This is a genomic window from uncultured Sphingomonas sp., assembly GCF_964021865.1.
In the GTDB taxonomy this organism is placed as follows: Bacteria; Pseudomonadota; Alphaproteobacteria; order Sphingomonadales; family Sphingomonadaceae; genus Sphingomonas.
Genome location: NZ_CAXIAM010000018.1, coordinates 19157 through 32268 on the forward strand (window position 1 = coordinate 19157; position 13112 = coordinate 32268).

The following is a 13112-nucleotide window of genomic DNA, read 5'->3' on the forward strand; positions in this document are numbered from 1 at the left end:
TTCGCAATAGCGCACATTGTTCGCAAACGCGCTTTGTCGATCCACATCGCGGGCATGATCGCCTATGGCGGGCGCATGACCGCCATTACCCATCGCGCACGTGCGACAAAGACGCTCATCCCCGCGCTGCCCTCCGACAGGATCGCGACGGATGCCTGACGGGATGATCCACGCGCGAGCGAACAGCATGTTCGATGTCGTGATCGTCGGCGGGGGCCATGCCGGTGCGCAGGCGGCGGTGGCGCTGCGTCAGGAGAAGTTCGCCGGCACGATCGCGATTATCGCTGCGGAGCCAGAGCTTCCCTACGAACGCCCGCCACTGTCCAAGGAATATCTCAGCGGCGACAAAAGCTTCGAGCGGCTGCTGATCCGGCCCGCCGCCTTCTGGGCCGAGCGCGGGGTCGACTTCCTGCTCGGCGAGCGGGTCGTGGCGGTCGACGCGGAAGCGAAATCGGTCACGACCGAGAAGGACCGCGTCGTCGGCTATGGCGAGTTGATCTGGGCGACCGGCGGTGAGCCGCGCAGGCTGACCTGCGACGGGCACGACCTGCGCGGCGTCCACGCGATCCGCACCCGTGCCGATGTCGACCGGCTGCTCACCGAATTGCCCACGGCGGAACGGATCGTCGTGGTCGGTGGGGGCTATATCGGGCTGGAGGCAGCGGCGGCACTCATCAAATTCGGGAAGGAGGTGACGCTCGTCGAGACGCTCGACCGTGTGCTCGCGCGCGTCGCGGGAGCGGCGCTGTCACGCTTCTTCGAGGAGGCACATCGTGCGCACGGTGTACGGCTGCTCTTGTCGTCGGGCGTGACCTGCATCGAGGGCGACGGCGCGGTCACCGGCGTGCGCCTCGCGGACGGCGAGTTGCTGGCCGCCGATATCGTCATCGTCGGCATCGGCATCACCCCGGCGGTGGAGCCACTGGCGGTCGCGGGTGCCGCAACCGGCAACGGCGTGCTGGTCGACGCGCAATGCCGCACGACGCTGCTCCACGTCTTTGCGATCGGCGATTGCGCCGCTCATGAAAACAGGTTCGCCGGTGGCGCGACGATCCGACTGGAATCCGTACAGAATGCCAACGATCAGGCCGTCGTCGCGGCGCGCACGATCGTGTGCCGCCCGACCGCCTACGACGCGGTGCCGTGGTTCTGGTCGAACCAGTACGACCTGAAGCTCCAGACCGTCGGCGTGTCGAGCGGCTTCGACACCGCGGTGATGCGCGGCGACCCGGCGACCCGCTCCTTCTCGATCATCTACCTGCGCGACGGGCGGGTGATCGCGATCGACGCAGTCAACGCGATCAAGGACTATGTTCAGGGCCGCGCTTTGGTGGCGAACGGTGCCCGTATCGACCCCGCCGCCCTCGCCGACGCCACACGCCCGTTGAAAGAGCACGCCTGACCGCTCGCGGTCGCCTGTGTAGATTCACCTAAACTCCGGCGCGATCCTCCCGACAAGCCCCTCGACAACGGCATTCGCCGGACACTCGAAGGGGCAATTCGATGGTGGCGGTATTCACGGGCGCGGAGCGCGGTCTCGAACGTGGCTCGGGCACGATCCTCGGCAACGCAGGGCTGGTCGGCAACAGCGCGTTCGGTCAGGCGGGACTACAGGTGTTCGCCAACGCCGCGAACGGCAATCTCGTCGTCCGCCAGAAGGACGCCATGCTCGTCGGGCGCGGCCCGGACGCCGACGTCACGCGGACCTACAACAGCCAGGGCGGCAACGGGAACCTTGCCGGCAACAATTTCTGGGGTGCCGGCGAGCAGCGGCTCAACATCACCGGCGTCACCGCCACTGGGGGCACGGCGACGTTGGGCCGTCAGGATGGCTCGACCGTCTCGTTTGATTGGGACGGATCGAAGTTCGTCTCTACCGATGGTGCGGGCGCTTATGACACGCTGCGCAAGCAGACCGACGGGTCGTATGTCTTCACCGATGGCGCCACGCTGACCACCGAATTTTACGGGCCCGATCAGGCGAACGGCTTCCAGCGTTTGTACAAGCGTGTCGACGCCGCCGGCAACGCGCTCACCTTCGCCTATGATCCCAATCTCGCGACACGGTTGACGTCGATCACCGCCGACAACGGCGACTCGATCAGCTTCACCTACGACACGACGGATAACGCACGCCCGCTCAAGCTCCTGGCGACGACGGTCCGCTTCACCGATACCGCCACGACGCAGGTAAAGCTGCGCACCACCCGCTATGGCTACGACTCTGCGGGCAATCTGACGTCGACCACCTGGGATCTCACCCCGGACGACAACAGCATCGCCGATGGCAAGATCTACCGCGTCGATTACACCTATACGGACGGCAAGCTGTCGAAGATCGCCGGGTCGGACGGAAGCCAGCTCGACATCGGTTATAGCGCGGGCAAGGTCTCGACGCTGACCGAAACAGTCGGCGCGAGCGTGACCCGCACCACGACGATCGCGATCGGATCGAGCGAGAGCACCGTCACCGATGCGCTCGGACAGGTCACGCGAATGACCTACAACGCCGACGGCACGCTGGCATCGATCGTGGCGCCGCCGGCCGTCACCGGCGCGACCGCGCAGGTCACCAGCTTCACCTACAACGCCAAGGGCGACGTCACGCGCGTCACCGATCCACTGGGACGCATCACCAGCTTCACGTACGATGCGAACGGCAACGCGATCAGCGAAGTCGACCGGCTCGGCGTCACGGTGACGCGCACCTTCGATGCGCGCAACCGGTTGCTGACCGAGACGCGGATCGGCTCCGACGCGAATTCGCCGGGTGCGGCGCATACCGATCGTTACGTCTACAATGCCGCCGGGATGCAGCGCTTCGCGATCAGCGGCGCGGGCCGCGTCACCGAACGCCGTTACGACACGTACGGCAACGTCAGCGTCGCGCTGAGCTACACCGACCAATTCTACGACCTGACCAACCTGTCGACCTCGTCCGCACCAAGCGAGGTGGACATGGCGAACTGGGTGAAGGGGCTGAGCGACCAGACCGCGGTCGAGCAGACCGTCTACCAGCACGACATTCGCGGCAACGTCATCCGCCAGCTCGACTATGCGGCCTCGACCTCACCGGGCGCACCGTCGGATACGGAGAATTATCGCGAGATCGTCTATCGCTACGATCAGGCCGGGCGGCTGGTGGCGCGCACCCAGACCGGCGAGAATACCGAGACGTTCGTCTATGACGGGCTCGGCAGGCTCGTCGCCTCGACCGACGTGAACGGCGGCACGACGAATGTCCTCTTCGACGATCCAGGGACCCAGACGGTCGTCACGCTAGCCAACGGGTTGGTGCGCTACTCGACATACAACAAGGCCGGTGATCTGATCGCGATGAGCGAGGCGGGCGATCTAATGCTCGCCGGCGGAGCGACATTCGATCGCGATCAGCTCGGACGCGTCCGTGTCACGTCAGGGTCGACCGGCATCAAAAGCTACATGATATATGACCGGGTCGGCCGGAAGGTCGCGGATATTGGTGAGCAGCGGGAGATCACCGAATATCGGTATGACGCGAACGATCGCCTTGTCGCCACCATCCGCTACGACACGAAGATTACGGCGGCTGCCCTCGACGTTGTCGCCAAACCCTATCTCTCCCCCGACATCGCCGACATCCGCCCCGCGGCCAGCACCTCCGACCTATGGACCTGGCAGGTCTACGACGCGAAGGGCCGGGTGATCGAGACGATCGACGGCGCGGGCAATGTCGTCGCGAGCAGCTATGATGCATCCGACCGGCTGGTGATGGTCCGCGACTATGCGACGCAGCTGACCGCCGCGCAACTCACCACCTTGCGCACCACGCCGCCGAGCGTCCAGATCCTTCCCACAGAGACGACCGTGGACCGCGTCACGCGCAGCTTCTACGACGCCGACGGCAATTTGATCGGGTCGCTCGACGGCGCGGGCTACCTGCAGGTCATGACCTACGATGCGGCCGGCAACCGCATCGCCGAGACCGCTTATGCGCAGGCGGCCGGTCAGTCGGTGCGCGCCAGCGGCACGCTGGGCGAAATCCTTGCCACGATCACGCCGGGCAGCGCCGATCGCACCACGCGCTACGTCTACGACCGGCAGGGCTTCCTGCGGTTCGAGATCGATCCGCTGAACCATGTCGTCGAATATACCTACGCCAACTGGCCCGGCGGCACCGTCAACGGCAAGGTTCGCTCGACCACCAGCTACGCCGGGACGATCGCGACACTCGGCAGCTACACGCTGGCATCGGTGCGCGCCGCACTGTCTGCCGCCAATCTGACCTACAGCGCCGCCAACCGCACCAGTTTCGCGATCTACGACGCGGCGGGCCGGCTCGGCTATGCGATCGCGGCGGACGGCGCGGTCGTGCAATATCGCTACGACACGATGGGCGATGTCGTATCGACGACGCGCTTTGCGACGCTTCGTCCGACCTCGGGCCGACCGACTCACGCCGAACTCGATACCTGGGCGGCCAACAACGTCAACGCGACGCGCGACCGCACCAGCCGCAATTATTATTCGGACGCGCGCCAGCTTCGCTATGCCGTCGATGGCGAGGGGTACGTCACCCGCAACGATTACGATGCCGCCGGACGGCTGATCGCCACCGCGCGCTTCCCGACCGCGGTGACGGTCACCGACACCACCACCGTCACGGCACTGGCCGCGGCGCTGACCGGCACGGCGGCGACGACCACCTACGGCTATGACGTCATGGACAGGCTGCTGGCGCGGCGCGATCCGAACGGCATCTTCCATAGCTTCGTCTATAACGCCATCGGCACGATCGCGCAGGATGTCGTCGCGCAGGGCTCCGGCGACGAGCGTCGCACCCAGTTCGCCTACGACGGTGCCGGCCGCGTTATCACCACCACCGATGCGCTCGGCACCAGCGCGCAAACCGTCCGCCAGACCAGCTACAACGCCTTCGGCGACGTGCTGACCGAAACCGATCCGCTCGGCCGCTCCACCGCTTATGCCTATGACCGACGTGGCCAGCTGCAAAGCCGCACCGACGCCAACGGCGGCCTCGTCTCGTATCTCTACAATGCCTTTGGCGAGCAGACCGCGATCATCGACGCGCGCGGCAACCCGACCTTCAGCAACTACAATAACGACGGTCAGCTGGTCGCCACGCTCGACCCCGAGAATTACGTCACGAACTACACCTACAATCCGTTCGGCGAAGTCGCGACGGTCACGCGCCGGGCGAACAAGGCGGTCGAGCGCCAGTACGCGCCCGGCGAGACGCCCGCACCGACGGCGTTCAACGTCGCCGCCAGCACGGCGGACGCGGTCACCAGCTTCGGCTACGACAGGCTCGGTCGCGTCACCACCACGACCGATGCCGAGGGCTTCGTCGAAACGACGCTCTACAACGCGTTCGGTCAGGCGCAGAAGTTTACGAACAAGCTCGGTGGCGGAACCGATTACGTCTACGATCGCCGTGGGCTGCTGACGGCCGAATATGTCATCGCGCCGGTCTACAACGCCGCGGGCGAGCAGACCGCCACGGGCTATTACGCGCATCAATATCGCTACGATGCGCGTGGCAATCGCATCCGCGATACCGAAGCCGCCGGACTGCCCGAGCAGCGGGTCACCAATTACGTTTACGACTCCGGCGATCGGCTGATCAGCAAAAGCGGCAGCGCGGTCGGTGTCGGCCTGCCCGGCCAGACGACGGTGGTCATACCGACCGAAACCTACACCTACGACGCGCGCGGCAATCGCACTTCGATCACCGATGCGGTCGGTGCGCGCACCCAATTCTACTACGACAAGCTCGACCGCGTCACCGCCGAGCTGCGCACGTTCGGCGCCACCGGCAATTACATCGGTTCGACAGCCAGCACCGTCGGTGTGCTGACCTATCACGCCTATGACGCGAACGGGAACCGCGTCCGCACCCGTGTCTTCGACACGCCCGTCACGCTCAACGCCCCCGGCAGCGGTGCGCCCGCGGCACCGGCCGGCGATTATCGCGAAACCCGCTACGCTTACGACACGCTCAACCGCCTGACGACCACCACTGTGACCGGGATCCGCACCGGGGCGTGGAACGGCACCCAATATACCTCCGCAGTGACGTCCCTGGTCACCACGCAGCAGTATGACGCCAACGGCAATGTGATCCGCACCGCCGCACCCGATGGCGGCCAGACCTTCTCCTATTACGATCGTGCCGGGCGCAAGATCGCCGAGGTCGACAAGGAGAATTACCTCACCACCTGGACGCGCGATGCCGAGGGCAATGCGGTGCTCGAACGCCGCTCCGCTGCGCGCGTCAGCGCGCCGGCGGTCGGCACGATCCCGACGCTCGCCGCAAACGACGCCGCCGATCGCGTGACCGCCTTCACCTACGATCGCAAGGGCCAGCGCCGGACCGAGGCGCGCCGCAACGTCCTGGCGGCGACGGTCAATCCGACCACCGGCGCGCTGACGACCGCCACGGCCACCGCGACGATCAGCTACAGCTACAACGCGCTCGGCGCGGTCACGCGCAAGACCGAAGCGACCGGCGATTACGTCGATTATACCTACGACACGGCCGGCCGCCTGACCCGCGAGACACGCGCGCCGTTCGTCGACCAGACCGCGACCACCGTCCGCCCGACCGTCGACTATCGTTACGACGGGCTCGGCGACCTCGTCCGCACCGTCGAGGGGGGAACGCGCGTCACCAGCTACGTCTACGGCGCCGGCGGGCGTTTGCAGTCGAGCACCGACGCCGGCGGCACCACGCGCAACTATTTCTACGACGCGATCGGCCGCAAGGTCGGGGAGAGCTACACACGATCGGGCGAACAGGAGGCGTATACCTACAAATACGACGCTGCCGGCCAGCTCACCTATCAAGGCTATGCCGCGTACACCCAGGACAACGGCTGGTTCACGATCGGCAGCAACACGACGTTCCAGTACAACGTCCACGGCGACATGGTCGCGCGCGCGGTCAATGGCGTAACGCAAGAGCGGATCGATTATGACCGCGCCGGGCGGATCTGGCGCAGCAACAGCGACGACGGTGTCACGCGCGTCTACGTCTACGACGCCGCCGGCAACCAGACGCTCAAGATCGAGAGCGACGGCGCCGACCTGTCGACGTTGACCGTCGATCAGGCGCTCGCGCTCACCACCAACCAGGGCGCGGTGGCGATCGGCACAGGCGGGGTCGGCCAAACGGTCGCGACCTTCACCACCTTCGACAAGCGCGGGATGGCAACCGCCACGATCCTGCCCCCGCGCACCGGCAGCGCCGACACCAGCGCCGCCACCACGCGCACCTACAACGCGTTCGGCGAAATCGCATCTGACACCGACGCGCTCGGCAACGTCACCAGCTATGCCTATAACGCGCTGGGCCGTCGCACCGTCATCACCCATCCGGTGGTCGGCGTGACCAGCGAGGCTGGCGTCACCACCCAGACCAATCCCATCGAACGGATGTTCTACGACATTTCCGGCCGGCTGGTGGCGACGCAGAACGCCAACGGCACCACCACCACCCGCACGCTTCAGGCCGGCACCGGCTATGGCAAAGGCGACCCGCTCGTCGCCGCGGAATGGCGACCGGACGGCAGCGTCACCCGCAACGCCTATGACGTGTTCGGCGACCTGCGCATCGCCACCGACGCGCTCGGGCAGCAGCAGACGATGGCCTATGACGCGATGGGGCGGCTGGTGCAGTCGACGAGCGTCGACGGATCGATCGACGGCTATGCCTATGACTCGCTCGGCCGCAGGATCTCGCACAGCAATTCCGGGTACCAGACGATCGAGGGAACCGCGTACGACGTCGAAGGCCGTGTCACCGGCGCGATCAGTTTCGGCGGCGATGGCACCACGACCCGTTATAGCTGGGATGCCAGCGCGGTCACGACCGGGCTCGGCGCATTCGGTGCGTGGGTCGAAACCACGACCTATGCCAACGGCCGCACGATCGTCGAGGCGACCGACACCTTCGCGCACCTGATCACCCGCACCGATCTGGGCAGCCACGTCTTCAGCTATGGCTACGATCTCGCCGGCCGGATCAAGGCGATCACCACCGCCGACGAACAGACCAGCTACACCTATGCCAATACGGGGCTGGTCAGCACCGTCTCGGTCGGGCGCGGCGACGCCACGACCGCCGGCAGCGACTTCCTCACCACCAACTACGGCTACGACAAGCGCGGGCTGAAGACGTCCGAATGGACCCGCCACCACAAGGTGAAGGAGGAGTTCCAGAACGGGGTCCGCCAGGCGGTCGACACCACCGAGACGCTCCAGAACGCCACCGCCAGCTACGACGCGATGCGCCGCATGACGGCGTGGAGCGACGCGGTCGATCGCGACGGCGCGCAGGCGAACCCCGCCAACCGCATCGCCTACCTCTACGACGCGGTCGGCAACATCCGCCGTGCGGAGGTGACCTACAACAATCTCGACGCGAACGGCGCGTTCGTCGCCGGTGGCTATCAGGATCAGTGGTTCCGCTACGACACGCTCAACCGCGTCGTCACCAACAAGGGCGCGCTGACGAACGGCACGATCGTGCGCGGCGCGATCGGCAGCGACGTCACTTACGATGCCGCCGGCCGCCGCGCGACCGTCACCACCAATGTCGCAGGCACCACCCGGCGCGAGAGCTACAGCTACCTGCCCGAAGGCCAGTTGTCGGGCGTCGCGGTCGGCACCGTCGCGGCCGACGGCACGTATCAGGCCGGCGGCACGTCCAGCCTCGCCTATGACGGCGCGGGTCGCCTCACGCGCCAGATCGACAGCGACGCCAGCGGCGTCGCCTATGACCGCAGCGTCACCTACAATGAGAAGGGTCAGGCGCTCAGCGAAACGGTGACGCAGCGCCAAGGCAGCGATACGATCGTCGCCAACACCACCACCGATTACGGCGCCGGCGCCACCTATGCGCTGGGCGCGCCGGTAACGGTCACCACCTCGGGCAAGCGCAACGGGCAAGCGACGACGACCAGCCAGACCAGCTTCACCTACGAATATTTCGACGGCCCGCTGCAATCGACGATCACCTACAAGCCCGACGTCAACGGCAACGTCAGCAACAGCACGGCGATCAGCTACACCGGCCAGGGCGTGCTGTTCTCCGCGCAGATCACCGATGCGCGCCCGCGCAGCGTCAGCTACCAGGCCGATGCGCTGGGTCAGGTGATCCGCCGCGACGAAAGCGACAACCGCCCCACGACCGGCGACCCGCACGAATTGTGGTTCCGCTTCGACGGGCGCGAGCTGGGGCATGTCAGCAACAACGGCACGCTGGAGACCGACTATGCCACGTCGGTCGCCACCCGCACCGCCGCGCAAGGCACCGGCGCGTTCCGCAACGGCGCGACCACCGGCACCGCGGCGGCCGAGTTCGGCTCGGACTTCCAGCCGATCACCAGCTACGACCAGGGCAGCGCGGGCGGCATCTACACCGTGCGCAACGGCGACACGCTGCAGAGCATCGCGCAGCGGCTCTATGGCGACGAGACGTTGTGGTACAAGATCGCGCAGGCCAACGGCCTGTCGACCGAGACGCAGCTGATCGAGGGCCAGATCCTCAACCTGCCGCGCGGCGTGGTGCGCAACGCCAACTCCACCACCAGCTTCCGCCCCTACGATCCCAATGCCGTCGTCGGCGACATCATCCCCGACGAGACCAGCCCCACCCAGCCGCAGCCGCAGGTTCGCAAGAAGAAGAACAAGTGCGGCATTCTCGGCGCGATCCTGCTGGCGGTGGTCGCCGTGGTCGTGACGGTCGCGACGGCGGGTACACTGACGGGCGCGGCAACGGCGCTGGGCCTCGGCAAAGTCGGTGGCGCGATCGTCGGAGGCGCGCTGGCAGCGGCTGCGGGCTCGATCGCCAGCCAGTCCGTCGGCGTGGTCACCGGCATTCAGGACCGCTTCTCCTTCAAGGGCGTGGCGCTGGCGGCACTTGCCGGCGGCGTGAGCGCGGGCTTAGGCAAGATACCGGGGCTCTCCGGTGCCGATGGCAGCGTTAACTTCGCGCAGGGCGTCGCCCGCGGAGCGCTGGGCAATGCGCTGACGCAAGGGGTCGCCGTCGTCACCGGATTGCAATCGCGCTTCGACTTCGCGGGTGTCGCAGTCGGCGGGGTCGTGGGCGGCGTGGTGGCGGGCGCTTCGCAACGCATCAACCTGCCCGAGCCCGCAGGCCGTCTGGTGACCGGCACCGCCGCGTCGATCGCAGGCGCAGCGACACGCAGCCTGATCGATGGCTCCAGCTTCGGCGACAACATCGTCGCGGCATTGCCGGATGTGATCGGCAGCACGATCGGCGACATCGTGGCGGGCGCGCTCAAGCCCGAGCGTCCCACGCAAACCGCGATGGCCGGAACGCGCCTGATGGGGAGCGGCGGCATCCTCTCAGGTCTTGCCTCAGGCGTGACCACGGCGGTTCAAGCGTCCAACGTCCAGAACCCCGAGATCGTCGTGGTTGCGAGACGAGAGAAGGAGGGCTTCCTCACCCGCCTTTGGAACAGCATCGAGCGTGGTGTCGAGAGCCTTCAGGACGTGTGGCGGGGTGCCGACCGCCTCGTCAGCCAGATCACCATGAGCATCACCCGGCCGGTGGATGAGCTACGCCGCTCGATACCGGGCGTGAACCTTTCGCTCGGCGATAATCGCCTTCAGATCGGCGCCGGCCTGAGTGGCGTTCGTTTGAGCGGCCAAGGCTACAGCTTGGGCACATCGGCTGCCGGCACCTACGTCACGGCAGGGAGCGGCAGGATCGTGGCGCTGGCGGATGGCGGCTTCAGCGCTCGCGCCGGGGACGCGTCACTATCGATCCGAAACGGCGAGTTCGTGGCGCGTGCAGGAGAAGCGAGCATCGCCAGCATGGACGACGGGATCGTCGCGCGGGCGGGCGGCCTATCGACATTCGCCGAGTCCGTCAACGTCCTCGGCTCGAGGCTACCAACGGTAAATATAAGCTATTCTCCTATTGCTACAATCGCGACACCGGTCACTCAATCCGTTGGCAGTCTTCGATCGCTTGGCCTCAGAGATGCACATCACGTCATTCAAGATGCTGCGGTTCGGAATCTACCTGGATATGATTCGAGGCTTGCTCCCGGAATTCAATTGGAAGGCCCCTCGACACTTGAAGGTTCTGCTCACTACAATGCTACACAGGCGCAACGTGTGGCCGGGGGTGGCACTTACGGCGCAGAACGACAAATCGCTTACGGCGCTCTCCGGGCGGCTGGTCGCTCAAATGCCCAAGCAAGACAGGCGCTTCAAGAAGCCGACGCCTATTTCAACAGTATCGGAGTAACGGAAGATACACCCACACGCATTCCCGGGAACCGTCGCCCTTAAGGACAAACCAATGACCCTTAACGCAATCCAAAACGTTATCTATCAAATTGTAAGTACACTCGCGGATGGTGAATATACCATGGTTGTCCGCGAATGTTATAAATCTAGGCTTCAAGCTGGCGATTTAGCTAAAGCAATAAGCGATTATGGGAAAACAATTGTTAAGCCACCTTCAAATTTCGTTGAGTACTTAGATTGTGTCGCAGTCCGTGGCCGCGCCGATCCTACATGGTCAGTCCGCGCACCGCTGTGGACACTAGAGGAGGGCCGGTCCGACCTTACCCTTGAATTAACCGTTACCGAAACAGAACGCCGCACGTTAATTGAAATTGACGACCTAAGGGTGACGTAATTATGATTACTAGTGTCCGTCTATTTTTTAGGGCACTGACGATTAAGTCGCTTCAGCTATAGCATGCCCTGGAGCATCATTGAGCGTTATCACTTCGGGAACGCACAACGGCCAGGTGACGTCGGCCATCCAGACCAGCTTCATCTGCAAATATTTCTGATAGTGCGCTGTCATCGCCCTTTATTACAAGCCTGACGTTAACGGCTCCGTCAGCAACATCACGCAGAGCAATGGCGCAAACACAACCGGCAGCATCGAGATGGTCAACACCTTACGCCAAACGATTCCTCCATTCCGGTGCAGACAATCGCTGCTTAAATCGGGATCGTCGCTATCCATCAGCACGAAGAAGCCGATACAGCCGCGCGTCGAACCGGGGGAACAACAGTGGGCGAAGACCGGGCACTCAGTTTGCTGAACAACATGTTGTGGAACAGCCTGCTCGTCGTCGGGCCGGTGCTGCTCGCCACGTTGCTGGTCGGGCTGATCGTCAGCGTGTTTCAGGTCACGACGCAATTGCAGGAAGTCACGCTCAGCTATGTGCCCAAAATCCTGGTCGCCGCCTTCATGCTGATCGCGATCGGGCCGTGGATGATGGGGCGCGTGACCGGGTTTGCGGGCGCGCTCTACCAGTCGATCCCCGTGCTCGCGAACTGATGCGGGGGCGGCGGTGGGGGCGCTGGCGGATCAGGCGATCGCGACCTTGCTGCTGACGCTCCGCCTGGTGCCGACGCTGGCGTTCGCTCCGCCCTTCACGCTGGTGCGCGTGCCGGCGGGGGTGCGCGTGCTGCTCGCCATCGCGCTCGCGGCCTGGCTGGTGGCGGGCGCGCCCGCTGCGACATGGCGGTCGGGCGCGGCGCATGACGGGGTGATCGTCGCGGCGGCGGGGGAGTTGTTGCTCGGCATTGGGCTGGCGCTGTCGCTGCAATTTGCGTTTGCTGCGTTGCTGACGGTCGGGCGGGCGCTGGATATCCAGGCCGGGTTCGGGCTGGCGGCGCTGGTCGATCCCACCACGCGCAGCCAGTTACCGCTCGCCGGCACCGCGTTCGCTTATGCCGCCGGGGCAGTGTTCTTTCTGGGTGACGGGCCGGTGCGGCTGCTCGCGATCTGGGCGGCGTCGGTGCAGGCGGTGCCGCTCGGCGGCGGGATCGTCGCCGGGGATATCGGGCCGGCGCTGGCGCATCTGTCGGGCGGGTTCGTCATCGCTTGTGCGCTGGGCGGCGCGATCATGCTGGCGCTGTTCATGGTCGATCTCGCGATCGCGTTCATGTCGCGCACGCTGCCGCAGATGAACGTGCTGCTGCTCGGCTTTCAGGTGAAGACGCTGGTGATGCTGGCCCTGCTGCCCGCCGCGATCGCCACCGGGGGCACGGTGTTCGTCCGCCTGCTCGACGCCGCGCTGCTCGCCGCGCCCGATCTCGTCGCGGCGCGCTGA

Annotated in this window: 5 protein-coding genes; all 5 read left to right on the forward strand. The window is 65.5% G+C overall.

Features of this window, described 5'->3' with window-relative positions; translation table 11 throughout:
* The first annotated feature begins 163 nt into the window (after positions 1 to 163).
* Positions 164 to 1402 (forward strand): FAD-dependent oxidoreductase, encoded by a 1239-nt coding sequence (locus tag AADI75_RS06930; RefSeq protein ID WP_341208312.1) that lies wholly within the window; start codon positions 164 to 166, stop codon positions 1400 to 1402.
* Between the two features lie 101 nt (positions 1403 to 1503).
* On the forward strand, positions 1504 to 11325 hold the full coding sequence (locus AADI75_RS06935) for a LysM peptidoglycan-binding domain-containing protein (RefSeq protein ID WP_341208313.1): 9822 nt from the start codon (positions 1504 to 1506) through the stop codon (positions 11323 to 11325).
* Between the two features lie 10 nt (positions 11326 to 11335).
* Positions 11336 to 11677, forward strand: coding sequence for a hypothetical protein (locus tag AADI75_RS06940; protein WP_341208314.1), 342 nt, complete (start codon positions 11336 to 11338; stop codon positions 11675 to 11677).
* A 387-nt stretch (positions 11678 to 12064) separates the two neighbouring features.
* Complete coding sequence (locus AADI75_RS06945) at positions 12065 to 12334, forward strand: flagellar biosynthetic protein FliQ (RefSeq protein WP_341208315.1); 270 nt, start codon at positions 12065 to 12067, stop codon at positions 12332 to 12334.
* A 13-nt stretch (positions 12335 to 12347) separates the two neighbouring features.
* On the forward strand, positions 12348 to 13112 hold the full coding sequence (locus AADI75_RS06950) for a flagellar biosynthetic protein FliR (protein WP_341208316.1): 765 nt from the start codon (positions 12348 to 12350) through the stop codon (positions 13110 to 13112).

What these genes read in the sequence shown, in the direction of transcription:
- AADI75_RS06940 (WP_341208314.1), top strand. Translation starts at nt 11,336, where the DNA reads ATGACCCTTAACGCAATCCAAAACGTTATCTATCAAATTGTAAGTACA.
- AADI75_RS06930 (WP_341208312.1), top strand. Translation starts at nt 164, where the DNA reads ATGATCCACGCGCGAGCGAACAGCATGTTCGATGTCGTGATCGTCGGC.
- AADI75_RS06935 (WP_341208313.1), top strand. Translation starts at nt 1,504, where the DNA reads ATGGTGGCGGTATTCACGGGCGCGGAGCGCGGTCTCGAACGTGGCTCG.